This window comes from Sphingobium sp. R-21 (assembly GCF_049913335.1).
Taxonomy (GTDB): domain Bacteria; phylum Pseudomonadota; class Alphaproteobacteria; order Sphingomonadales; family Sphingomonadaceae; genus Sphingobium.
Window position 1 is genome coordinate 231,610 of sequence record NZ_CP184374.1, and the last position, 21,824, is coordinate 253,433.

At 65.8% G+C, this 21,824-nt stretch carries 23 protein-coding genes; 12 read left to right on the plus strand and 11 right to left on the minus strand.

Going from position 1 to position 21,824, the window contains the following annotated elements; all coding sequences use genetic code 11:
• Positions 1-36 precede the first annotated feature (36 nt).
• A complete protein-coding gene (locus tag ACN9MX_RS01045; protein WP_363735505.1) occupies positions 37-324 on the plus strand; it encodes a 4a-hydroxytetrahydrobiopterin dehydratase in 288 nt (95 codons plus the stop codon).
• 3 nt (positions 325-327) lie between these two features.
• Here ACN9MX_RS01045 and ACN9MX_RS01050 read toward each other — a convergent pair whose 3' ends face one another.
• The 3 genes from ACN9MX_RS01050 to ACN9MX_RS01060 form a co-directional block, all read right to left on the minus strand.
• Positions 328-933 (minus strand): hypothetical protein, encoded by a 606-nt coding sequence (locus ACN9MX_RS01050; RefSeq protein WP_363753429.1) that lies wholly within the window; start codon positions 931-933, stop codon positions 328-330.
• Positions 930-3,272 carry a patatin-like protein gene (locus tag ACN9MX_RS01055; RefSeq protein ID WP_426387216.1) on the minus strand — a complete coding sequence of 781 codons (2,343 nt, stop codon included), beginning with the start codon at positions 3,270-3,272 and terminating at the stop codon, positions 930-932. The genes ACN9MX_RS01050 and ACN9MX_RS01055 overlap by 4 nt, the downstream gene beginning before the upstream one ends.
• Positions 3,273-3,348: 76 nt before the next feature.
• Positions 3,349-4,047: an endonuclease/exonuclease/phosphatase family protein gene (locus ACN9MX_RS01060; protein ID WP_363827768.1), complete on the minus strand. Its 699-nt coding sequence runs from the start codon at positions 4,045-4,047 to the stop codon at positions 3,349-3,351.
• Positions 4,048-4,136: 89 nt separating this feature from the next.
• Between ACN9MX_RS01060 and radA the strand changes: the two genes are divergently transcribed.
• The 4 genes from radA (at position 4,137) to ACN9MX_RS01080 (ending at position 7,780) form a co-directional block, all read left to right on the plus strand.
• Positions 4,137-5,504, plus strand: coding sequence for a DNA repair protein RadA (radA, locus tag ACN9MX_RS01065; RefSeq protein ID WP_007687127.1), 1,368 nt, complete (start codon positions 4,137-4,139; stop codon positions 5,502-5,504).
• An 11-nt stretch (positions 5,505-5,515) separates the two neighbouring features.
• Positions 5,516-6,031: a CvpA family protein gene (locus ACN9MX_RS01070; protein WP_363735499.1), complete on the plus strand. Its 516-nt coding sequence runs from the start codon at positions 5,516-5,518 to the stop codon at positions 6,029-6,031.
• Positions 6,032-6,156: 125 nt separating this feature from the next.
• On the plus strand, positions 6,157-6,339 hold the full coding sequence (locus tag ACN9MX_RS01075; protein ID WP_363735498.1) for a CsbD family protein: 183 nt from the start codon (positions 6,157-6,159) through the stop codon (positions 6,337-6,339).
• Between the two features lie 118 nt (positions 6,340-6,457).
• Positions 6,458-7,780 carry an aminopeptidase P family protein gene (locus ACN9MX_RS01080; protein ID WP_363827770.1) on the plus strand — a complete coding sequence of 441 codons (1,323 nt, stop codon included), beginning with the start codon at positions 6,458-6,460 and terminating at the stop codon, positions 7,778-7,780.
• 128 nt (positions 7,781-7,908) lie between these two features.
• On the opposite strand, the gene ACN9MX_RS01085 is transcribed toward ACN9MX_RS01080, so the two are convergent.
• The gene (locus tag ACN9MX_RS01085) at positions 7,909-9,282 is read right to left on the minus strand and encodes an alanine/glycine:cation symporter family protein (protein WP_363827773.1); all 1,374 of its coding nucleotides are present in this window, start codon (positions 9,280-9,282) and stop codon (positions 7,909-7,911) included.
• An 88-nt stretch (positions 9,283-9,370) separates the two neighbouring features.
• Between ACN9MX_RS01085 and glmM the strand changes: the two genes are divergently transcribed.
• The 5 genes from glmM to ACN9MX_RS01110 all read left to right on the plus strand — a co-directional run bounded on the left by glmM (position 9,371) and on the right by ACN9MX_RS01110 (position 13,075).
• A complete protein-coding gene (gene glmM / locus ACN9MX_RS01090; RefSeq protein ID WP_363735494.1) occupies positions 9,371-10,711 on the plus strand; it encodes a phosphoglucosamine mutase in 1,341 nt (446 codons plus the stop codon).
• 63 nt (positions 10,712-10,774) lie between these two features.
• Entirely contained in the window at positions 10,775-10,999 is a 225-nt protein-coding gene (locus ACN9MX_RS01095) for a DUF1272 domain-containing protein (protein ID WP_363827939.1), read from the plus strand.
• Positions 10,996-11,757, plus strand: coding sequence for a bifunctional hydroxymethylpyrimidine kinase/phosphomethylpyrimidine kinase (gene thiD, locus ACN9MX_RS01100; RefSeq protein ID WP_363735493.1), 762 nt, complete (start codon positions 10,996-10,998; stop codon positions 11,755-11,757). The genes ACN9MX_RS01095 and thiD overlap by 4 nt, the downstream gene beginning before the upstream one ends.
• Positions 11,750-12,349, plus strand: a complete 600-nt coding sequence (locus tag ACN9MX_RS01105; RefSeq protein ID WP_363735589.1) for a ribonuclease HII — start codon at positions 11,750-11,752, stop codon at positions 12,347-12,349. Before thiD ends, ACN9MX_RS01105 begins: the two co-directional genes overlap by 8 nt.
• A gap of 90 nt (positions 12,350-12,439) precedes the next feature.
• Positions 12,440-13,075, plus strand: coding sequence for a L,D-transpeptidase family protein (locus ACN9MX_RS01110; RefSeq protein ID WP_363827776.1), 636 nt, complete (start codon positions 12,440-12,442; stop codon positions 13,073-13,075).
• Between the two features lie 72 nt (positions 13,076-13,147).
• Here the strand turns inward: ACN9MX_RS01110 and ahpF are convergent, their stop codons facing one another.
• The 3 genes from ahpF to ACN9MX_RS01125 all read right to left on the minus strand — a co-directional run bounded on the left by ahpF (position 13,148) and on the right by ACN9MX_RS01125 (position 16,411).
• On the minus strand, positions 13,148-14,728 hold the full coding sequence (ahpF, locus tag ACN9MX_RS01115; RefSeq protein WP_363827778.1) for an alkyl hydroperoxide reductase subunit F: 1,581 nt from the start codon (positions 14,726-14,728) through the stop codon (positions 13,148-13,150).
• 350 nt (positions 14,729-15,078) lie between these two features.
• Positions 15,079-15,642 carry an alkyl hydroperoxide reductase subunit C gene (gene ahpC / locus ACN9MX_RS01120; RefSeq protein ID WP_133654589.1) on the minus strand — a complete coding sequence of 188 codons (564 nt, stop codon included), beginning with the start codon at positions 15,640-15,642 and terminating at the stop codon, positions 15,079-15,081.
• Positions 15,643-15,760: 118 nt separating this feature from the next.
• Positions 15,761-16,411, minus strand: a complete 651-nt coding sequence (locus ACN9MX_RS01125) for a TetR family transcriptional regulator C-terminal domain-containing protein (RefSeq protein ID WP_133654590.1) — start codon at positions 16,409-16,411, stop codon at positions 15,761-15,763.
• A gap of 129 nt (positions 16,412-16,540) precedes the next feature.
• Between ACN9MX_RS01125 and ACN9MX_RS01130 the strand changes: the two genes are divergently transcribed.
• On the plus strand, positions 16,541-17,002 hold the full coding sequence (locus ACN9MX_RS01130; RefSeq protein ID WP_363827781.1) for a hypothetical protein: 462 nt from the start codon (positions 16,541-16,543) through the stop codon (positions 17,000-17,002).
• Between the two features lie 117 nt (positions 17,003-17,119).
• Entirely contained in the window at positions 17,120-17,359 is a 240-nt protein-coding gene (locus ACN9MX_RS01135) for a hypothetical protein (protein WP_363735488.1), read from the plus strand.
• 116 nt (positions 17,360-17,475) lie between these two features.
• On the opposite strand, the gene ACN9MX_RS01140 is transcribed toward ACN9MX_RS01135, so the two are convergent.
• The 4 genes from ACN9MX_RS01140 to ACN9MX_RS01155 all read right to left on the minus strand — a co-directional run bounded on the left by ACN9MX_RS01140 (position 17,476) and on the right by ACN9MX_RS01155 (position 21,667).
• The gene (locus ACN9MX_RS01140) at positions 17,476-18,003 is read right to left on the minus strand and encodes a CarD family transcriptional regulator (protein ID WP_133654593.1); all 528 of its coding nucleotides are present in this window, start codon (positions 18,001-18,003) and stop codon (positions 17,476-17,478) included.
• A gap of 254 nt (positions 18,004-18,257) precedes the next feature.
• Complete coding sequence (gene fdxA / locus ACN9MX_RS01145) at positions 18,258-18,596, minus strand: ferredoxin FdxA (RefSeq protein ID WP_363735486.1); 339 nt, start codon at positions 18,594-18,596, stop codon at positions 18,258-18,260.
• Between the two features lie 118 nt (positions 18,597-18,714).
• A complete protein-coding gene (locus ACN9MX_RS01150) occupies positions 18,715-19,011 on the minus strand; it encodes an RNA-binding S4 domain-containing protein (RefSeq protein ID WP_363735485.1) in 297 nt (98 codons plus the stop codon).
• A complete protein-coding gene (locus tag ACN9MX_RS01155) occupies positions 19,004-21,667 on the minus strand; it encodes a DEAD/DEAH box helicase (RefSeq protein WP_363827784.1) in 2,664 nt (887 codons plus the stop codon). The genes ACN9MX_RS01150 and ACN9MX_RS01155 overlap by 8 nt, the downstream gene beginning before the upstream one ends.
• Positions 21,668-21,824: the final 157 nt, after the last annotated feature.

Consider the following 21,824-nt stretch of genomic DNA (forward strand, 5'->3'; position numbering starts at 1 on the left):
GCCGGAAAATGGAACGGCGAGGCAGGGGATGAATGGATGATTGCGAAATTGGACGGAGAGGAACGCGCGCTGGCGCTACGGAACCTGCCGGATTGGACGCCGGTGCAGGATCCGGACGGCATTCGCCGCCTTTTCACCTTCAGGGACTTCTCCGCGGCGTTCGGCTTCATGACGCGCGTGGCGTTGCTGGCGGAAATGGCGGATCACCATCCCGAATGGTCGAACGTCTACAATCGCGTCGAGATCCTGCTGACCACCCATGACGCGGGCGGTCTGTCACGCCGGGACATAGACCTCGCCGCCCGGATCGATGCCCTCTTATAGACTCTATTGGGAGGCATTGCCCTCGATCCGGTCGTCATAGCCGCTGAGGGCCGACATGACCGCCGGATCATCGGCATAGCGGTGACGCAGGAGCGACAGTCGCGCATCGGTGCCGGTGCAGAGCGCCGCGATATTGTCCTGCAAATAGGCAAGCCGTTCCGCGTCATAGGCCTCCTCACCGCGAAAATGGTCGCAACTGTCGCGGTCGACCATGAATCGCGTTACCTCGTCCGGAAAGGGCGTGGGATCCGCCGTGCCGTCCGATGGCGGCAGGTCGGGCACATAGGGCGGCGGCGGGATGTTGACCACGGACGGCTTCATCGGCAGCGGGCGCAGGGTTGATGCGCCGGCGGCCGCGATTTCCTTCCGCGGTCCACTGTCCATTTCACCATGGCGCGAAGGCGCGGGGTCGAGCTCGGGCGATGCGGGCAGGGCGGCCGGATCCTGTTCGCGCTGTGGAGGGCTGTCCCCGGTGAGAAGGGGGCCGGCTGCGAGACCTGGCGCGGATGGTGGTCCGGCTTTCGCGTTTGCCCGTCCCTCAGGGTCGGGAGAACAACCGGCAAGCAGGGCCAGCATCATCATCGGAAACAGCACCTTGCCTGCGTTCACCCGATCTCCTCTCTCAAGCTGGCGATCAGATCGGCGACATGGTCCAGCCGCTCTTCCTCTTCGTCGAGAATCGCCATGAAAGCGGTTCGCCTATATTGATCCACTGCTTCCCGGGAAAGACGGTTTGCCGCAGGACATGCTGAAATCACGATATCCAGCAGCCGCTCGACCCCGTGCAGACGTCCCCAGAGATAGTCGTTTTCCCGATAGGTGCGGCTGAAAAAAGCGCCGAAATTATTGAACTCTATGCCCTTGAGCGTTGCTTCTGCGCCGCCAGGGCGGATGGCGCTGCAATCCTCCGGCGAAATGCGGTCGACCTTGACCGGATCATATTCATCCATCCCATGGCCCTGCAGCAGCGGCAGGGTGGCAATGTCGTAAAAGGGGAAGCCAAGATAGGCGAGCAGCATCGTCCGCCGCGCTGCCTTGGGCAGTGCGGCCAGGGCTTCGGCCAATATCATGTCCGCCGCTTCGTCCCGTTCGCGGAGGCCGCGGAGTTTCGCCACCGCCTCCAGCGCCGCGCCAGCATCGCTGGGCACCTGGCCGGCCGCCGCCTTGATCTCCCCATTGTAGAAGTCGGTGCCCTCGCATTCGGTATAGTGCGACAGGGCGGCATAGATGGCGTCGTGCATCTTCTGGATGGCGGGGTCGGCGGCGGCCGCCTCCACCTCCACCTCCACCTCCAGCGTCTCGGCCAGCCGCCGGGCGAGGAAGCGCAGGCGCCGGATGCGGAAGGACAGGTCGTGCAGGCGGAAGAAGTCGACCGGCGCAGAGGCGGGGCCGACATCCTCCGTCAACTGGTCAGCGCCCATGGCACGCACATGGCTCCACAGGGCCTGGCGATAGCTTTCGCGCATCAGGGCGCTTTCCTCCCCGCTCAGGCGGAACAGCAGGTCGGCCAGATCCTCGACGATGCCGGACAGCTTGAGATGGCCATAAGCGGGAAAGGCGAAACCGGCGGAACTGGCCGCCCGCTGCTGCGCCTTGTTGCGCCAGGCGGAAAGCCGTGCCGGCGTCGGCCGGTCGAGGAAGAGCATACCGCCGATGGCGCTTTCCACCTCCGCCTCGATCCCTGGTCGCAGCGCGTTCAAAATGCGCACCATGCGACGGATACGGGCACTGTGGCGGTCGATCGCCTCCAGATTGTCCCGGATCGGCTGTTCGCGGGGAATATCGCTCAGGGCGCCGAAGATCGTGCGGAAGAAGCCGGGCAGCGGCGCATCCTGGCCCGATGCTTCCTCCGCCTCGCCGTGTCGGTTGAGCTGGATCGAGCGATGACCGGGCTTGGGATCGATATAGACGAAGCGCCGATCGACCTCGCGACGCGACGGCCGGTTCCTGAGCGCGCCGATGGCCTGCGCGAAGGGAGCGTTGGCCAGCACCGAGCCGTCGATCAACACCGCGTCCTCGGCACGGCCGCGCGCCGCATGACGGGGAAGGGCACGCGCCAGAAAGGCGTCGCGCGTCGGCCAGGCGCGATGGCGGCGTTTCAGCACCCGATCCAGCTCACGCACAGTGAAGGGCGGAAAGGCGCCGGGGAAGCTGGCAGTGGCTCGGGCGGCGAAGACCAGTTCGGCCGGGTCGGCAAGATTGCGTCCGTCCCGACCGTGGGCGCGAAAGCCGATGGAGAGCCGATGCTCCGTCTCCACCACCTGTGGCGGGCTGTTGAGGTTCAGGCTCTGGGGATGGCCTTCGAAATCCGTGACAGTGACGAACAGGTCCAAAGGATGGCCGGCGGGCAACAAGGGTGGACCGCGCCCGGTCGCCTCCATCGCGTCGAAGGCATCCAGGATCATGGCGGTGAAGATTTCCCCGCCGAAGGGAGGCTCGAACCACCGGGAGCGGATGAAGTGCGACAGCTTGTGTCGAACCTCCTCCCGCGTGTCAGGCGCGACGGTGCGTTCGACCGTGTCGCCCGGATGCCGCGCCGCCATCCAGACGAGCGGCGTCGCCCAGAATTTGGTGATCCGCCGCGCCGGTCGGGCATCGGGATCGAGCAGCTTTTCCACATCCGCATTGTCGAGCCACATGTCGGTCAGCGGGTCCAGCGACTGGCCCGTCTCAATCGCCTGCGCCAGGAAGATGCCGTTGATGCCGCCGGCGCTGGCCCCGGCGATGATATCGGGCATCACCCGCAATTTGATGCCGCAGGTCTTTTCCAGATCCTCCAGCAACTGACGATAGACTGCCTCGCTGCTGTTGCCGGAGGGGACGCCGTCATGAAAAGCCCGGCTGGCGCGGGCCAGGTGCCAGATTTCCTTGGTGATGCCGTGCATGTAGACGGCCAGGCTGATCCCGCCATAGCAGACCAGTGCGAGCCTGAGTTCCCGCTCTTTCATGGGGCGGAGAGTTGCAGAGCAAGGGCGGCTTGTCGAGGGGGTGTAGGTGGTGAGGCGCCTTTGCCCAACAGGTTCGTCACCCCAGGTTGAATTCCGCCCAGATCGGCAGATGGTCCGACGCCTTGCGCGCTGAAGCGCTTTCGTGCACGCCACAGTCGACCAGCTTCAGCCGCTCGCAATGCATGATCCGGTCGAGCCTTGCTACAGGGCGCCGCGCGTGGAAGGACCGACCGCAGGGCGCGAAGCTGTAATGCCGCGCGAAGTCGGCGAGGCAGCCGCGCTCCGCGCTCCATTCGTTGAGATCGCCCATCAGGACCGTCGGCATCGGATCGCCCAGATGCGCGGCATGGATCACGGCGGCGGCCTGCTTGCGCCGCCATAGTCCCGACAGATCGAGATGCATGCCGAAGATGCGCAAGGACGCCTGGCCCAGCGTCACCTCCGCCATGGTGGCGCCGCGCGGTTCCAGGCAGGGCAGGTGCAGCACGTCGTGCGCGCCCACCTCTGCCTCCTTGCGCACCAATATGGCGTTGCCGTGCCAGCCCATCGAATCGACCTGCACGTTGAGCGGCACGGGCTTATAGGGGCTGATGCTCTCAACCAGCCAGTGCGGCAGCGCGGCCGACCGGACACCGAAGCGCCGGTCGGCCTCTTGCAGGGCTATGATGTCCGCATCCAGTTCGTTCAGAACGTCGATCACTCGTTCGGGAACCCGGCGGCGGTCGGTGCCTATGGCCTTGCGGATGTTGTAGCTTGCGAGGCGGACGGTCTTCATGACGAAACAATGCGCCACTCCGCGCCCGGTTTCCACGGGAAGATGCAAAGAGGATTTGTGTTCCGCATATGTTCTGTTATGCGTGCGCAATGGCCAAGGCAAAGCGCAAATTCGTCTGTCAGCAATGCGGCACCGTTTCGGGCCGGTGGCAGGGGCAGTGCGACGATTGCGGCGAATGGAACAGCATTGTCGAGGAAGCTGCGGAAACCGTCTTTTCCGCCCGTCATGACCTGCATAGCGGGGGCAGGGCGCTGATGCTGGTGGGGCTGGACGACAAGGTGGAACTGCCGCCGCGCACCACCACCGGCATAGCGGAGTTCGACCGGGCACTGGGAGGCGGCATCGTCTCCGGTTCGGCCACGCTGATCGGCGGCGATCCCGGCATCGGGAAGTCGACGCTGCTGCTGCAGGCCGCCGCCCGCATTGCATCTGCGGGGCACAGCGTCGCCTATATCAGCGGGGAGGAGGCATCGGACCAGGTGCGCCTGCGCGCGCAGCGGCTGGGGCTGGGCAACGCGCCCGTGCAGCTTGCCAGCGCCACTTCCGTGCGCGACATTTTGACGACCCTGGGCGAAGGTGCACCACCGGCGCTGCTGATCATCGATTCGATCCAGACGATGCACAGCGACCTTATCGAGGGCGCGCCCGGCACGGTGAGCCAGGTTCGCGCCTCCTCGCAGGAGCTGATCCGCTTTGCCAAGCAGCGCGGCACGGCCCTGATCCTTGTCGGCCATGTCACCAAGGACGGCAGCATCGCCGGTCCGCGCGTGCTGGAGCATATGGTCGACACCGTGTTGAGCTTCGAGGGTGAGCGGAGCCATCAATATCGCATCCTGCGCGCGATCAAGAACCGATTCGGCGGCACGGACGAGATCGGCGTCTTCGCCATGGTGGCGGAGGGGCTGGAGGAGGTTGCCAATCCCTCCGCCCTGTTCCTCACCCATCGCGACGAGAATGTGACCGGCGCGACCGTATTCCCGGCGCTGGAGGGAACGCGCCCGGTGCTGGTCGAGATTCAGGCGCTGGTCGTCCGTCTTTCCAGCGGCGCCACGCCCCGTCGCGCCGTGGTGGGATGGGACAGCGGGCGGCTCGCCATGGTGCTGGCCGTGCTGGAGGCGCGCTGCGGCCTCAGCTTCTCTACCTGCGAAGTCTATCTGAACGTCGCGGGCGGCTATCGCCTGTCGGACCCTGCGGCCGACCTGGCGGTTGCGGCGGCGCTGATGTCGGCCCTGTCGGAGCGTCCGGTGCCCGCCGATGTGGTCCTCTTCGGGGAAATTGCTCTGTCTGGCGAAATCCGGCCGGTGGCCCATGCTCCGCTCCGATTGCGCGAGGCGGCCAAGCTCGGCTTCAATCGTGCCTTTGTTCCCGCCGCCGTGGCTGACGGCGTCAAGGGCATTTCCGTGAGCGGTTATCGCGCCCTTGCGCAACTTGTTGACCAGATGCTCGGCCGCGGATAGCCAACAGCGCGATGAACGCGATCGACATACTCGTCCTGCTGCTGATCGGCGGCTGTGCCATTTTCGGGCTGATGCGTGGTTTCGTGCAGGAAACCCTGTCGCTGATCGCGTGGGTGCTGGCGATCTTTGCGATCCGGCTCTTCCATGCCTCGGCCACGGAACTGGTGGCGCCCTTCGTCGGCAGTGTGAGTGGGGCGGCTGTGCTGGCCTTCGTTCTGGTCTTCGGCATCACGTTCGGCGCTGGCAAGATGCTGGCGCACGCGATTGGCCGGCGCACGCGGCAGTCGATTCTGGGACCTGTCGATCGGGTTCTGGGCGCGGGCTTCGGCGCGGTCAAAGGCCTGATCGGCGCGACGCTGGTGTTTCTGGCGTTCAGCCTGGTTTATGACACTTTTTACGGCAGCGGCGCGCGACGCCCCGACTGGCTGTCGGATGCCCGGACATATCCGTTGCTCAATGCCAGCGGTCAGGCGATCAGCGAATTCGTGGTGGAGCATCGGGCGCGCAAGCCATCCGCTTCGGACTAGGCGGTCTGAACGCGCGCCGCCGTGACGCCCGTTTCGCAATGCTGTCCGTTCCGCCTGCGTATTGGTGGAAACTTTCGGTTCTGCTCATCCGTTCATCGGGTAACAGCAACGCAAGGAGATTTCCGATGGGCGAGATGACCGACAAGGTGAAGGCCGCGGGCAACAAGGCCGCTGGTGCGATCAAGGAAGCTGTCGGCCGCAACCAGCGCGATCCTGACCTGGTCGCGGAGGGGCAAGCCCAGAAGGTCAAGGGCACGGCGCAGGACATCAAGGGTTCCGTCAAGGGCGCTCTTGGCGACAAGATCTGAACCAAAGTCCATGAATGTTACATAGAATGGCCTCGCCTTTTTGGCGGGGCCTTTTACTGTATTATTGACATCATACACCTCTTGCTGCTTCACTTGGTGGGCAAGGGAGTTCAGGGACATGTTGGATCGACGGTCGATAATCGCGGGCGGGACGGCTTCGCTCCTGTGCGCGACTGGATTGCGCGCGCAGGTCCTGCCGCCGCAGGGTTTTGCCACGCCGTCGGGAACGGTCCCCTTCGCGCCCGAGGTGTTCCGCGAACGCCGTCGCCGGGTGATGGAGGCATTGAAGGACGGGGTCGCCGTCGTCCATGGCGCGGGGCCGGTGGAAAGCAGCGCGGCGGTGGCGCCGCCCTTCGTGCAGGATGGCGATTTTGCCTGGCTGACTGGCATTGTCGACGAGCCGGATGCCGTCCTTGTCATGGCGCCCGCCGAACGCACAATCAGGGAATGGCTGCTGCTGCCGTCGCGCGATGTGGAGTCGGAGCGCTGGGAGGTCGAGCGCTTGCCGCTGGGCACGGAACTGGAGCGGCGCACGGGCTTTGCCAGGGTTTCGCGCACCGGCGGCCTGGGGAGCCTGGTCACCACCCTGGCCGAGCGGTCCAAGACGCTGCATTTCCTGGGGCCGATCGTCAGCGCATCGGCGCCCGTGCCCAAGGCGCTGGAGCTCTATGGCAGGGTGATGCAGCGCGTGCCGGGCGTTTCGATGAAGGATGACAGCGCGCTTCTGCCTTCGCTGCGCATCGTCAAGGAAGCGCGCGAACTGGAGTTGATGCGCAAGGCGATGGCAGCGACGGCGCGGGGTCACATCGCCGCGATGAAGCAGGTGCGTCCCGGCATGACCGAACGGCAGTTGAAGGCGATATTGGAGGAGGGCTTCCGCGCCGGAGGCGGCGAGGGGCTGGCCTATGACAGCATCGTCGCGACCGGGCGCAACGCGGCGTCGCTGCACTATACGGGCGGCAGCGGCGTGATCGGCGAGAAGGACCTGATCCTGATCGACGCGGCCGCCTCCGTCGGGGGTTATGCCTGCGACGTGACGCGCACCTTCCCCGCCAGCGGCAGGTTCACCGACGAACAGCGCGCATCCTATGAACTGGTCCTCGCCGCGCAGGCCGCCGCCGTCGCCAGGCTGAAGGCCGGGGTCTATTATGAGGATCTGGTCGAGGCGGCGAAGGACGTGTTCCGGAAAGCGGGGCGGGTGGACGATTTCACCCATGGGCTGGGGCATCTGGTCGGGCTCGACGTCCATGATGTGGGCGACATGTCGAAGCCGCTGCCCGCCGGCGCGGTCATCACCGTGGAGCCGGGGCTGTATGTCCAGTCCGCCAATTACGGCATCCGGATCGAGGATCTGTACCTGATCACGCCGACCGGATCGCAGCGGTTGAGCGAAGGCGTGCCGCGCAGCATTGCGGAGATCGAGGCGGCGATGGCGCGATAGGCTGCCTCAACAAGGGCACGGTGTTCCTGCCCTGCCGTCATTCGGTGATCAGGGGGATGCGAGCCGTTCAGGCGGCGGGACTGGGCTCCTGCCTTCGCAGGAGCACGGCTTGCTGAAAGCCTGGGGGCCTAATCCTCTTCGGGGGTTGCCAGATAGTCCCGCACATCGCGTCGCAGCTCCCCGGCGCAGAGGTAGAGGGCGATGACATTGGGGACCGCCATCAGGAAGAAGCTGCTGTCGACGATGCCGACCACCCGGCCGAGGTCGATCGCGGCGGCGGGGGGCAGGGCGACGATATAGAGGATCTTGTAGGTCCATTGCGCCCTGGGGCCGTTGCCGAACAGATAGCCCCAGGCCTGAAGGCCGTAAAAGCCCCAGGCGACCAGCGTCGAATAGGCGAACAGCACCACCACCACCGCGAGCAGCCAGGGGAAGGAGGGCGACACCTGCGCGAAGGCGGCGGAGGTGATGGCAATCCCCTCCAGCCCGCCCTTCCATGTGCCGGCCACGACCAGCGCCAGCCCGCCCAGGGCGCAGACGACCATCGTGCCGAGCAGCGGTTCTAGCAGGGCGACCAGCCCCTCCGACACCGGATGCCGCACGCGCGCCAGGCTGTGCGCCATCACCGCCGATCCCACGCCCGCCTCGCTGGCGAACACGGCGCGCCGCATGCCGGCGACGAAGGCGCCGACCGCGCCGCCGGTCGCGGCCTGCCCGTTCCATGCGCCGTGCCAGATGTCCGCCAGCGCGCCCGGAATGGCGGCGGCATGAAGGATCAGCACGGTCGCCACGCCGACCAGATAGACCGCGACCTTGAGCGGGGTCAGACGTTTCGCCACTTCGCCCAGCCAGGCCGCGCCGCCCAGCGTCACCAGCGCCACCGCGCCCGCCAGCATCGTGCCATAGGCCCAGCCATTGCCGAAGCCCGTCACTACCTTCACCTGCGCGAAGCTCTGGTTGACCTGAACCATGGGGATCGCCCCGAACAGCGCGAAAAAAGCGTAGAGGCCGCCCAGGATCAGCCCGGCCCTGGGCCAGCCGCGCGCGGCGCCGACCGCCTTCAGCACATACATCGGCCCGCCATGCACATGGCCCTGCGCGTCGAAGACGCGATATTTGAGGCCCAGCGTTACTTCCGCCATCTTCACCGTCATGGCGAACCAGCCGATGATGAACATCCAGAGGATCGCGCCCGGCCCGCCCATTGTCAGCGCGACCGCGACGCCGGCGATATTGCCGAGGCCGATGGTGCCCGACAGCGCCGTCGACAGCGCGCCCCATTGGCTGACGTCGCCCTTCGCCTCGCCCGCATGGGGCTGCACCTTGAGGATGCGGAGCGCCCGGCCCACGGCCGTCAGGTTGGGAAAGCCGAGCCAGATGGTGAAGAACAGCATCGGCAGCGCGAGGTAGAGCACGATCAGTTCGATCTGCGTGCCCAGCACCGGCACCTTCATGAAGACCGCGCCGGAAAGGGCGTCGACCGCTGCATTGAATCCGTCCATTCGCAAGGGGATGGCCGGTCCCGGCTGGAAAGTCGAACAAAGATTGCTATGGGAGGGTGAGAGCTTCACCGCTGGGCGGGCAGGGACGATGAGCAGGAAATATTTCGGTACGGACGGCATTCGCGGGCGCACGAACCAGTGGCCGATGACGGCCGAGCTGGCGATGAAGGTCGGCATGGCGGCGGGCAAGCATTTCCAGCGGGGCACCCATCGCCACCGCGTGGTGATCGGCAAGGACACGCGGCTGTCGGGCTATATGGTGGAAAATGCCCTGGTCGCCGGGTTCACCGCGGTCGGCATGGACGTCGTGCAGTTCGGGCCGATCCCGACGCCCGCCGTGGCGTTGCTGGCCCATTCGATGCGCGCCGACCTGGGCGTGATGATCTCCGCCAGTCATAATCCCTATTTCGACAATGGCATCAAGCTGTTCGGTCCGGACGGATACAAGCTGTCCGATGAGGATGAACTGAAGATCGAGGCGATGCTGGACCAGCAGATTCCGCTCGCCGCATCGCAGGACATCGGCCGGGCCCGCCGCGTGGAGGATGCGCGCGGCCGCTATATCCATGCGGTGAAGTCGAGCTTTCCGGCGGAACTGCGGCTCGACGGACTCAAGATCGTGGTCGATTGCGCCAATGGCGCGGCCTATCAGGTCGCGCCTTCCGCCCTGTGGGAGCTGGGGGCGGAGGTCGTGGCGGTCGGCGTCACGCCCAACGGCATCAACATCAACGACCAGTGCGGATCGACCGCGCCGCTGCTGTTGCAGGAAAGCGTGGTGTCGGCGGGCGCGGACATCGGCATTGCGCTGGACGGCGACGCCGACCGGCTGATCGTGGTGGACGAGCATGGCACGATCGTCGACGGCGACCAGATCATGGCCCTGATCGCGGGCAATTTCGCGAAGGCGGGCACGCTGCGCGGCGGCGGGCTGGTGGCGACGGTGATGTCGAACCTGGGGCTGGAGCGTTTCCTGGCGGGGCAGGGCATGGCGCTGGAGCGGACCAAGGTCGGCGACCGCTATGTGCTGGAACGGATGCGCGAGGGCGGCTTCAATGTGGGAGGCGAGCAGTCGGGACATATGATCCTGTCGGACTATGCGACGACCGGCGACGGCACGGTCGCGGCGCTGCAGGTGCTGGCGGCGCTGGTGCGATCGGGCAAGCCGGCGAGCGAGGTGCTGCACCAGTTCGATCCCGTGCCGCAATTGCTGAAGAATGTCCGCTTTTCGGGCGGCAGGCCGCTGGAGCATGAGGATGTGAAGCGCGTCATCGCCCAGGCCGAGGCGGAACTGCAGGGCAGCGGGCGGCTGGTCATCCGTCCTTCCGGTACGGAGCCGGTGATCCGGGTGATGGCGGAAGGCGACCGGGAGGAACAGGTCAGGGATGTAGTGGAGCGCATCTGCGACGCGGTGGCCAGGGCGGCGGCGTGATGGCGTCGCGTTGCGGTCGTTCCCGCCGGCGAAGAGAGGACGGACGAGCGGCGGGTGCGGATCATGCTTGAGATGCGGCCCGATTGCGAGCGTTGCGGCGTGGACCTGCCCGCCGATGAGCCGGGCGCGTTCATCTGTTCCTTCGAATGCACCTATTGCGCGTCCTGTGCGGAGGCGCTGGACGACCGCTGCCCCAATTGCGGCGGGGAGTTGATGGACCGGCCGACCCGGACGGGCGACGCGCTGAAGCGGCATCCGGCGTCGGCGGAGCGGCGTTTCAGGGCATGACCGTCGCGCGCGTCCTGATCATCGCCGGGTCCGACAGCGGCGGCGGGGCCGGCATCCAGGCCGATATCCGCACCGTGACGCTGCTGGGCGGTCATGCCATGACGGCGATCACCGCGATCACCGCGCAGAACACGCTGGGCGTGCAGGGCGTTCACCCGGTACCGACCGACATGGTGATCGGGCAGATGGAGAGCGTCATCAGCGATATCGGTGTCGACGCGGTGAAGATCGGCATGATCGGATCGGCGCAGACCGCCGCGGCGGTGGCGGAGCGGCTGGCGATGCTGGAGGGCGTGCCCATCGTCTTCGACCCGGTCATGGTCGCCAGCAGCGGTTCGGTGCTGGCCGATGAGGCGACCGTGGCGGCGTTCGAGAGGCTGATGGCGCTGGCCACGGTGGTGACGCCCAATATCCCGGAACTGGCGGCGCTGGGCGGGGAGGAGATCGCGATCCGCTTCGCCACCCATGTGCTCGCCAAGGGCGGCCATGGCGAGGGGCCGATGCTGACCGACCGGCTGATCGGGCCGCGCGGCGTGGTGAAGGCGTGGAGCAATGCGCGGATCGACACGCGGCATAGCCATGGCACCGGCTGCACGCTGGCCAGCGCGATCGCGACGGGGCTGGGCCAGGGATGGGACATGATCGACGCGATCGAACGGGCGCGCAAATATGTGCGGGAGGCGCTGGCGCTGGCGCCTGGGCTGGGCGGCGGACATGGGCCGATGGGCGCGCCTTTCGGATTCCATGACCATGCCTGATTTCGCCCATGAACTGCGCCATCATCCCGGACTGGTCGCCGGGGTGGACGAAGCGGGGCGGGGGCCGCTGGCCGGGCCGGTGGTGGCGGCGGCGGTGATCCTGCGGCAGGAGGATTGCCCCGACGGGCTCAATGACAGCAAGCAGCTCAGCGCGGCGAAGCGGGCCGTGCTGGAGGGCCAGATCAAGGCGCGGGCGCTGTGCTGGGGCCTGGGGGTCGCGTCGGTCGAGGAGATCGACAGCCTGAATATCCTGTGGGCGACCATGCTGGCGATGACGCGGGCGGTGGAGGCGCTGACCCATGATTGCGCGCATGTGCTGGTCGACGGCAATCGCTGTCCGCAGTGGCGATGGGCTTCGACGGCAGTGGTCGAGGGCGACGCCAAATGCCTGTCGATCGCGGCCGCCTCCATCCTGGCGAAGGAGGCGCGCGACCGGATGATGATAGAGGCGGCGGCGGTGCACCCGCATTATGGCTGGGAAAGCAACAAGGGCTATGGCAGCGCCCGGCATCTGGCCGCGCTGCGCGAGCATGGGCCGACGCCGCTGCACCGCAGGAGCTTTGCGCCGGTCGCGCAGTTGAGCCTGCTCTAGGGGATCGTTGCAGCGGCCCATCCCGTTCCGATACGGGGAAGCGACATGCGGGGGCTGGTGCCGGCCGGTCTTATGGTTAAGAAGGTGTTTATGCGCGCCTTTCCGACCTTCCTGCTGTTGCTGATCCTTGCGGTTGCGCGGCCTGCGGGGGCGCAGGAATCGCTGGGCCCGGGGGGGTATAGCTGGCTGGAGGAGGGGCCGTTTGGCGGGCCGCTCTATCTGGTCATCAGCATCGAGCGGCAGCGGGTGCATGTCTATGACGGTGACCGGCTGGTCGGCATCGCCAGCGTGTCGACGGGGATGAAGGGGCATCGCACGCCGACCGGCGAGTTTCCCGTCCTGCAGAAGCGGGAATGGCATCGGTCCAACATCTATTCCAACGCGCCCATGCCCTTCATGCAGCGGCTGACCTGGGACGGGATCGCGCTGCATGCCGGGCACAATCCGGGTTATCCGGCGAGCCATGGCTGTATCCGCCTGCCCTATGCCTTCGCCCGCAAGCTGTTCGGGATGACGCAGGTCGGAACGCTGGTCAGCGTGACGCCGGAGCGGTTGAGCCCGACGATGATGGTGGACGCGCTGGTGCTGGGCGATCCGGGCAGCGCCGTCGCCACCTTCACCCCGCAGGCGCCGGTCGCGCTGGCGCAGCGGGACGATCCGGTGGAGGGCGCGCCGATGCTGGAGGTGGATCCGGGAATATTCCGGTTGAGGTTGATGCGGCGTTAGGCCCGAAAGGGTGTGAGAAAGGCGGCGAGGCTCCTGTGAACCCCGCCGCCTTCCTGATTGCCGTCCTTGTGATCAGGCCGCTTCGGCGGCTTCCTCCGTCGCGGGGAGGCGGATGAGATAGTCGAAGGCGGACAGCGCCGCCGTCGATCCGGCACCCATGGCGATCACGATCTGCTTGTAGGGCACGGTGGTGCAATCGCCTGCGGCGAAGATGCCCGGCTGGCTGGTTTCGCCGCGCGCGTCGATCTCGATCTCGCCGCGTGGGGAAAGGGCGATCGCGTCCTTCAGCCATTCGGTGTTCGGGACAAGGCCGATCTGGACGAAGATGCCCTCCAGCTCGACATCATGCTCCGTGCCGCTGTTGCGGTCCTTGTAGCTGAGGCCGGTCACTTTCTCCCCATTGCCGTCCACCCTGGTCGTCAGGGCCGAGGTGATGATCCTGACATTGGGCAGGCTGGCGAGCTTGCGCTGAAGCACGGCGTCGGCACGAAGCTGGCTGTCGAATTCGATCAGCGTCACATGGGCGACGATGCCGGCAAGGTCGATCGCGGCTTCGACGCCGCTATTGCCGCCGCCGATCACCGCCACGCGCTTGCCCTTGAACAGCGGACCGTCGCAATGCGGGCAATAGGCGACGCCCTTGTTGCGATATTCCTCTTCGCCCGGCACGCCCATCTGCCGCCAGCGGGCGCCAGTGGAGAGGATGACGGTCCGGCCCTTGAGCGACGCGCCATTTTCCAGCACGACCTCATGATAGCCGCCTTCGGTCCTGGCGGGGATCAGCTTTGCAGCCTTCTGAAGGTTCATGATCTCGACTTCATAATCCTTGACGTGCGCTTCCAGCGCCGACGCCAGCTTGGGGCCCTCGGTACGGCTGACCGAGATGAAATTTTCGATATCCATGGTGTCGAGCACCTGGCCGCCGAAACGCTCCGCCGCGACGCCGGTGCGTATGCCCTTGCGCGCCGCATAGATCGCGGCGGCCGCGCCGGCGGGGCCGCCGCCGACCACCAGCACCTCGAACGGGTCCTGGGCCTCGATCTTCTCGGCCGCGCGGGCTGCCGCGCCGCTGTCGATCCTGGCGACGATCTGCTCCAGCTCCATGCGGCCGCTGGCGAAGGGTTCGCCGTTCAGGAAGACGGTGGGGACGGCCATGACCTTGCGGGCGTCGACCTCTTCCTTGAACAGCCCGCCGTCGATCGCGACGTGGCTGATGCGCGGGTTGAGCACGCTCATCAGATTGAGAGCCTGCACCACGTCGGGGCAATTCTGGCAGGAGAGGGAGAAATAGGTTTCGAAGGCGAAGTCGCCGTCCAGATCCTTGATCTGCTGGATCAGGTCCTGCGCCGCCTTGGAAGGGTGGCCGCCGACCTGGAGCAGTGCCAGCACCAGCGAGGTGAATTCATGGCCCATGGGCAGGCCGGCGAAGGTGACGCCGATGTCCGTGCCGGCGCGGCGGATCATGAAGCTGGGCACGCGCCTGTCATGACCGGCGGCGATGGTCACCTTGTCCGACAGTTCGGCGATCTCGTCCAGCAGGGTCTTCAGTTCCCGGCTCTTCGCGCCGTCGTCCAGCGACGCGACCAGTTCGATCGGCTGGGTGATGTTCGCCATATAGGCCTTGAGCTGGCCCTTGAGATTTGCGTCCAACATCTTCTGGTCTCCTTGGGTTGGGCGCGCCTATCCGGGGCGCGGCTAGAGCGCGTTGCGTCAAGTCCGAGTCATGCAGCGCGCGCTATGCTTTTGATGTCGCATCGTTTTTGCGCAAAACCGGTTCCCACTTTTGCGCACGATGCTCTATATCTTCGCCGGGATGGTGCGACCCGAAGGCCCGGCGTTCTTGCCAATGATCTGGCGGTATTGACGTTCCGTTTTCCTGCGAAGGCGGGAATTCGGCACGAAAGGGGACCGTGTTCCTGTCTTCGCAGGAAAACGCGGTTCCAGGATGGTCCGCCGGGCAGGGGAGAGCGTGTCTCGACCCAGCCCGACGAGACTCAAGGCTCTTAGATCTTGCCGACGAGGTCGAGCGACGGAGCGAGGGTTGCTTCGCCTTCTTCCCACTTGGCCGGGCAGACTTCGCCGGGATTGGCGGCGACATATTGCGCAGCCTTGACCTTGCGAAGCAGTTCGGTCGCGTTGCGGCCGACGCCTTCCGAGGTGATTTCCATGAACTGGATCACGCCTTCGGGATCGACCAGGAAGGTCGCGCGGTCGGCCAGGCCGACGCCCGGACGCATCACGTCGAAATTATTGGTGATCTGGCCCGACTGGTCGCCCAGCATGTAATAATTGATCTTGCCGATGGCCGGCGAGGTGTCATGCCAGGCCTTGTGGCTGAAATGCGTGTCGGTCGACACCGAGTACACCTCGACATTCAGCTTCTGCAGCGTCGGGTAGATGTCGGCCAGATCCTCCAGTTCCGTCGGGCAGACGAAGGTGAAGTCGGCGGGGTAGAAGAAGAAGACGGCCCACTTGCCCTTCACGTCGGCGTCGGTCACGTCGACGAACTTGCCTTCCTTGTAAGCGGTGGCGGTGAACGGCTTGATGGTCGTATTGATAAGCGCCATGGGCTTTCCAGTTCCTTTACAGGGGTTGCTGTTGCCCGACCCATGTAGGGAATGCGCGGGGTGGCGTGAAATTGGTTTTATTGGCCAGCTTGATTGATAAAAACGATCACTACCCGCGTCATTGATCGACTTGGCCATTTCTGGGCTTCGCCAGCACGTAATTCATCGCTTCCTCTATCATGCCGAGCGCTTCGGCGATCGTGAAGGTCGAGGAGTCGAGGCACAGTTCCAGCCACAGGCCGTCGATCATGGCGGTCAGCCCGATCGCGGCGATGCGCGCGTCGGGACGCGGGATCTGCGGCGCTGCTTCACGCAGCAGAACCTCCATGCGTTCGCGTCCCCCGCCATAGGTTTCGGCATGGGTGGCGGCGATCGCCGGATTGGTCTTGTTGAGGCTCCAGAAGGAAATCCAGGTCGCGAGCAGATTGGGGTCCAGCACGGGCGGCTGGAAGTTCGACCGCAGATAGGCCCAGAGTCGGTCACGCGGATCGGGTCCAGCCTCCGCCACGGCGCGTTCCATCGCGGCGGCGACCTTTTCGCCGACATCGCGATAGGTGGCCAGGATCAAGGCGTCGACGCCATCGAAATAATGGGTGAGCAAGCCCGCCGAGACGCCGGCATAGGCGCAGATCGCACGAACGGAAGTGCCGCCCACGCCCTTTTCCGCAAGGCAGCGCGCCGTCGCCTCTATCAGCGCCTGCCGCCGGAAATCAGCGGATTCGCGAACGAACCGTGCCCGTTCCGGGCGCACCTCAACCTTGTTCTCCATCTCTCTTCCCCGCCCATGATCCGATTTTCCCGCCGCAGCCGCTGACATGCGGCTCCGTCCCTTCCGGAAAAAATGGATCGAAGCCTCGCGTTCAGCGGTTTATCGGGTCAATTGCAAGGAGAAAGATGGATGAAACGCCGCAATCTGGGCCTGCTCCTGCCGCTGATGGCAATGGGAGCGCTATCGTCGGGCTGCACGAAGAATGTGGACCGGAACGAGGGAAATAATGTCGAGGCCCCGGAGGTTGAGGCGATCGCGGAGCCGGACGCCGTCGGATCAGCCGTCAACGAGTCGGCGAACCTGCCGACCGACGAATGGGTCGGACGGTGGAACGGGCCGGAGGGGCTATTCCTGGACATTCAGCCTTCGCCGGACGGCCGGCGCGGCCATTATGCGATCGCGAACCAGGACAATCTGGACCGGCAGGCGGATTATGCCGGCGTGGCCGAAGGAAAGACGATCCGCTTCATGCGCGACGGCAAGGATCTGACCATCCGTCCGGGAACGGGGGCGGAGACCGGCTTCAAGGATCTGGCTGGCCGGCAGGACTGCCTGATCGTCCTGCCGGGACGGGAGGGCTATTGCCGCTGAGGGATTATCCGGAAAGGCGCCTTGGCGCGGCCGTCGCGGCCCAGGAACCCGCCAGGAACCCGTCTGTGTGCTTGCGCATTTATGCCGCCGGGTGGCGTGAAGATGAGGAGGATCAATATGGCGGATTATCAGGAGCGTCCAGCAACGACCACGATCATCGAAAAGCGTGGCGGCGGCGGCACCATGATAGCGGTTCTCCTGCTGGTCGTGGTTGTGGCCATTGCCGCCTTCTTTCTGATCAGCAGCCAGAGCCGGAAGGACAACGCGGTCGAAAGCGCCGCCTCGCAGGTCGGTCAGGCGGCGAGCGACGTCGGCGACGCGGCCAAGGATGCGGCAGGCGCGGCCAAGGGCGAGTGAAGCCCTCGGCGGAACCGGCCGTCCGGCTTCATCCGCGTGGCTGACATGCAAAAAGGGCGCCCCCGATCGGGGGCGCCCTTTTCCAGGCCTGCCGTTGTCGGTTCAGCCCGAATTCTTCAGCCTTCGACCTTCACGTGCCGGGGTGCGGCCTCATTGAGGATGCGCAGGATCTTCTTGAGGGCGCTGGGTTCGTCCGTTTCCTCCATCGCCGCGAGTTCGCGGGCGAGGCGGCTGGACGCTGCCTCGAAGATCTGCCGTTCGGAATAGCTCTGTTCCGGCTGATCGTCGGCGCGGAACAGGTCACGCGTCACTTCAGCGATCGACACCAGGTCGCCCGAGTTGATCTTCGCTTCATATTCCTGGGCGCGGCGCGACCACATGGTCCGCTTTACCTTGGGCTTGCCCTTCAGCGTTTCGACCGCCTCCTCCAGCGTCTTGTTGGAGGACAGCTTGCGCATGCCGACGCCTTCGGCCTTGTTCGTGGGAACGCGGAGCGTCATGCGCTCCTTCTCGAAGCGGAGCACGTACAGCTCCAGCTCCATGCCTGCGATCTGCTCCTTTTGCAGCTCTATGACGCGGCCAACGCCATGCTTGGGGTAAACAACATAATCACCTACGTCAAAGGACAGCGCCTTGGCAGCCATTTGAAACCTTTCCATGTGTTCGGGGGAACGGTGGCATTCGCGTTGCAGGTGCGAAAAGACGCACCAGCCAGGGGAAGCGCGGCGCCACCATCATAACATCAGGCATTTGTCTCCGTAGCGGACGCGACCATGTCCACCTGTTGGTTCCCATTTATCAGATTCGTAACAAAATTGCCACCCCCGGACACAAAATCCGGGAGTGGGCGCGCAAGTTGACCGCTAGAGCTAGTCCTGGGCCGACCGGGGCCGGTCGCTCAGCTGCCGGTGCCGGGTTCCGCCGAGAAGAATTTCTCCAGCTTGTTTTCGATGCCCTTCATTTCATCGGCGTCCGCGGGCGCATCGCCCTTGACCGTGATGTTCGGCCATTCGGCGGAGAATTTCGTGTTGAGCTCCAGCCATTTTTCCAGGCCGTTCTCGGTATCGGGCAAGATCGCTTCGGCCGGGCATTCCGGTTCGCACACGCCGCAGTCGATGCACTCATTGGGATTGATGACCAACATGTTCTCACCCTCGTAGAAACAGTCCACGGGGCAAACTTCGACGCAATCCATATATTTGCAGCGGATGCAGTTATCGGTCACCACATAGGTCATGGGTCAACACTCTTGGAATTGAGACAATCGGCGCCTGCTATGCGCGGCCGGGGCGAAGGTCAATGAGGATATTTTTGGGTGGGCGTTAGCCGGGCTTGGCGGGAAGGATCATCGGGGCTCAGGCGCCCACGGTAAGTTCCTCATAACAGGATTGCGCTTCGGCCGCCGGGCCCCGGCGGCCGGGGAGCTGGAGGATGCGGACGACCCGGACGCCGCTGGGGTGGGGAAAGGTGATGAGGTCGCCCGCCCGCACCGGCGCGTGCGAGCGTTCGATGCGGCGGCCATTGAGGCGGATGTGACCGTCCTCCGCCATTTTCTGGGCGATGGAACGGCTCTTTGCGAGGCGCGCGAACCAGAGGAACTTGTCGATGCGCAGGCTGGGGCCGTGGGCCGGAACCAGGCCCGCGTCAGCCATTGCGGCCGAGCAGTTCGGCCAGGCCCGCAAAGGCGTTGTTGCCGGTGGGGGCTGGGCCGGACGAGGCGGCGGGGCGCGGCCCGCGGTCGTTGCGCGGCTTGCCCTGGGCCGGTGCGCCGCGCTTTTCACGGCTGGCGTGCTGTTGGTGCGCGCGGGCCTTCTGCCGGCCGCGGAAGGCCCAGTTGGGCCCGCCCTCGGCCGGCGCCTCCACGGCGCGGAAGCCCGCCAGGCGCATCAGTTGCTGGAAGGCATCCTCCGACAGGCCGAGCGAGACGATCTGCGGGCTTTGCGCGGTGAAGGCCTCGTTCTTTGCAATGGCCTCATGCGCGGTGCGGGCCATGCGTTCGGCCATGTCGATGCGCAGCATCTGTTCGCCAAAGCCGCGGAAGCCGGCGATGCGCGCGCCCATCTGTTCGGGCTTCTCGCCAGCCGGGATCAGGGTGAGGCCGGGGCCGGGCAGGGGCAGGCACGGCTTGCCCAGGCGCGCCGCCAGCAGGACAGCGCGCCAGCGTGCGGCGCCGGGCTTCAGCAGGCCGGGATGATAGATGTCGAGCACGCCGATATCGATGCCCGCGCGGCGCAGCAGATGGCGCTGGTCCTTGTCGAGATGGCCGAGCGCCGAATCGAGGTCGGTGCGCGCGATGACGCCGCCGGCATCGGCAAGCTGGGCAAAGACGGCGCGGACGACGGCGGGGACTTCCGGGTCGGAGGCGCTGGCCACCATCTTGGTGAGCGGCAGCAGATGCTTTTCCTTTTGCGCGTCCATCCACGCGGCGAGGCGGGCCGCCACCTGCTTCTGCACATCCTGGCCCAGCGCCAGAAGCGCGCGATCCAGCCGAATTTCCGGTGTCAGCAGCGTGGCGCCGCCGTGCAGCGTGGCCACCGGATCCCCCTTCCAGCCTATGCCGGGGGTCTGTCCTGCTTCGTCCATGAGCGCGAAATCAGTATCGGGTGCGCCCAGCAATTCGTCAGCCTTCACTCGCAATATCCTTCCAAGGCGCCGTTCAGCGGCCGCCAGCAGCATCTTCCTGTCCTGATGCCGGGTAGCGGGATCGACCGAGAAACGAAATCCGTCAAGTCGCCCGATCGTCTCGCCATCGACGCAGACTGTCCCATCCGGTTCGATTTCGACCGGCAGATTGGCCGCGCTCTGGCCAATATCCCTTAGCAGAACCGTGGTGCGCCGGTCCACGAAACGCTGCGTCAGCGCGGCGTGGAGGGCGTCGGACAGCTTTTCCTCCAGGGCGCGCGTCCGCTCCGCCATTTCCGCCGGATGGGCGAGCCAGTCGGCCCGGTGGGCGATATAGGACCAGGTTCGGGCGGCGGCGATCCGGCCGGACAGGGTGTCGATGTCGCCCTGCACCGAATCGAGTCGGGCAATTTGCTGGGCGAACCAGTCGCGGGGAATATGGCCCCCGGCACCCAGGCCGTCGTCCGACAGGAAGCGCCAGATGCGGCCGACGGCGCGGGCATGATGTTCAGCACCCAGCTTCTGGAAATCGGGCAGGCTGCACGCGGCCCAGAGGCGTTCGACCTGCTTCCTGCCGCGTGCCCGATCGATGACCAGCGGATCGTCGGCGAGCCGCTTGAGCACGGCAAGGTCGACCGCTTCGGGAGCGGCGCGCAGTTCGGGGCGGTCGGGTTTCTGCTCCAGATCGGAAATGAGGTGATCCAGCCTGTCGGTGCGGGGCGTGCCGTTGCGCCAGAAAAGCTGTTCCACCGGAGGGAAGCGGTGGGCCTCTATCGCCTCTATCTCCTCCGGCGTGAAGGCGGCGTCGCCGTCTTCATGGCCCAGGCTGCCGAAGGTGCCGTCCCGGTGGTGGCGTCCGGCGCGTCCCGCGATCTGCGCCATTTCCGCGACCGTCAGGCGGCGGGTGCGGCGGCCGTCATATTTGCGCAGCGAAGCGAAGGCGACATGCGCCACGTCGAGGTTGAGGCCCATGCCGATCGCGTCGGTGGCGACCAGATAGTCGACTTCTCCGTTCAGGAACATCTGCACCTGCGCATTGCGGGTGCGGGGCGAGAGCGCGCCCATGACCACCGCCGCTCCACCCCGGAAGCGGCGGAGCATTTCCGCCACGGCATAGACCTCCTCGGCGGAGAAGGCGACGATGGCGGAGCGTTTGGGCAGGCGGGAGAGCTTTTTCGCGCCGGCATAGCTGAGCGTCGAGAAGCGGGGGCGGCCGATGATCTCCGCATCGGGGACCAGCGCCTTCACCACGCGGCCGATGCTGGCTGAACCCAGGATCATGGTTTCCTCCCGCCCCCTTGCCCGGAGGAGGCGGTCGGTGAAGACATGGCCCCGTTCCGGATCGGCGCCGAGCTGGGCCTCGTCCAGGGCGACGAAGGCATAATCGCCGAGCCCGTCCTGCGCCGTTCCAGCCTGCCGGCCTGTGCCGATCGGCATCGATTCCGCCGTGCAGAGGAAGTAGCGCGCGCCCGGCGGCACGATCTTTTCCTCGCCGGTGACAAGGGCGACCTGCGCCGGCCCCTTCATGCCGACCACCCGGTCATAGACTTCCCGCGCCAGCAGGCGCAGCGGAAAGCCCATCATGCCGGAGGAATGGCCGCACATGCGTTCGACCGCCAGATGCGTCTTGCCGGTATTGGTGGGGCCCAGGACGGCGGTGAGGGGCGATCGGGCGAACTGGGCCATGGTCCCCGCTATGTCGGGCATGGATCGGGCAAGGGCAAGGGGGATTGGTCTGCCGGCCCCTTGCGCGGCACGGCCGGTCGCGGAAAAAGGGTTAAAAAAGGCGCGTTTATTTGACTTTAACCTTGCCCTTTTACAAAATTGCGGATGAGCGCGCGGC

Bases quoted from the DNA above. Each gene is read 5' to 3' on its own strand.
- ahpC (WP_133654589.1), bottom strand. From the start codon at position 15,642: ATGGCGCTTATCAATACGACCATCAAGCCGTTCACCGCCACCGCTTAC.
- thiD (WP_363735493.1), top strand. From the start codon at position 10,996: ATGACCGTCGCGCGCGTCCTGATCATCGCCGGGTCCGACAGCGGCGGC.
- ACN9MX_RS01060 (WP_363827768.1), bottom strand. From the start codon at position 4,047: ATGAAGACCGTCCGCCTCGCAAGCTACAACATCCGCAAGGCCATAGGC.
- ACN9MX_RS01080 (WP_363827770.1), top strand. From the start codon at position 6,458: ATGTTGGATCGACGGTCGATAATCGCGGGCGGGACGGCTTCGCTCCTG.
- ACN9MX_RS01110 (WP_363827776.1), top strand. From the start codon at position 12,440: ATGCGCGCCTTTCCGACCTTCCTGCTGTTGCTGATCCTTGCGGTTGCG.
- ACN9MX_RS01085 (WP_363827773.1), bottom strand. From the start codon at position 9,282: ATGGACGGATTCAATGCAGCGGTCGACGCCCTTTCCGGCGCGGTCTTC.
- ACN9MX_RS01130 (WP_363827781.1), top strand. From the start codon at position 16,541: ATGAAACGCCGCAATCTGGGCCTGCTCCTGCCGCTGATGGCAATGGGA.
- ACN9MX_RS01140 (WP_133654593.1), bottom strand. From the start codon at position 18,003: ATGGCTGCCAAGGCGCTGTCCTTTGACGTAGGTGATTATGTTGTTTAC.
- ACN9MX_RS01075 (WP_363735498.1), top strand. From the start codon at position 6,157: ATGGGCGAGATGACCGACAAGGTGAAGGCCGCGGGCAACAAGGCCGCT.
- ACN9MX_RS01155 (WP_363827784.1), bottom strand. From the start codon at position 21,667: ATGGCCCAGTTCGCCCGATCGCCCCTCACCGCCGTCCTGGGCCCCACC.
- ACN9MX_RS01055 (WP_426387216.1), bottom strand. From the start codon at position 3,272: ATGAAAGAGCGGGAACTCAGGCTCGCACTGGTCTGCTATGGCGGGATC.
- ACN9MX_RS01125 (WP_133654590.1), bottom strand. From the start codon at position 16,411: ATGGAGAACAAGGTTGAGGTGCGCCCGGAACGGGCACGGTTCGTTCGC.
- ACN9MX_RS01135 (WP_363735488.1), top strand. From the start codon at position 17,120: ATGGCGGATTATCAGGAGCGTCCAGCAACGACCACGATCATCGAAAAG.
- ACN9MX_RS01105 (WP_363735589.1), top strand. From the start codon at position 11,750: ATGCCTGATTTCGCCCATGAACTGCGCCATCATCCCGGACTGGTCGCC.
- fdxA (WP_363735486.1), bottom strand. From the start codon at position 18,596: ATGACCTATGTGGTGACCGATAACTGCATCCGCTGCAAATATATGGAT.
- ACN9MX_RS01095 (WP_363827939.1), top strand. From the start codon at position 10,775: ATGCTTGAGATGCGGCCCGATTGCGAGCGTTGCGGCGTGGACCTGCCC.
- glmM (WP_363735494.1), top strand. From the start codon at position 9,371: ATGAGCAGGAAATATTTCGGTACGGACGGCATTCGCGGGCGCACGAAC.
- ACN9MX_RS01070 (WP_363735499.1), top strand. From the start codon at position 5,516: ATGAACGCGATCGACATACTCGTCCTGCTGCTGATCGGCGGCTGTGCC.
- ahpF (WP_363827778.1), bottom strand. From the start codon at position 14,728: ATGTTGGACGCAAATCTCAAGGGCCAGCTCAAGGCCTATATGGCGAAC.
- ACN9MX_RS01150 (WP_363735485.1), bottom strand. From the start codon at position 19,011: ATGGCTGACGCGGGCCTGGTTCCGGCCCACGGCCCCAGCCTGCGCATC.
- radA (WP_007687127.1), top strand. From the start codon at position 4,137: ATGGCCAAGGCAAAGCGCAAATTCGTCTGTCAGCAATGCGGCACCGTT.
- ACN9MX_RS01045 (WP_363735505.1), top strand. From the start codon at position 37: ATGATTGCGAAATTGGACGGAGAGGAACGCGCGCTGGCGCTACGGAAC.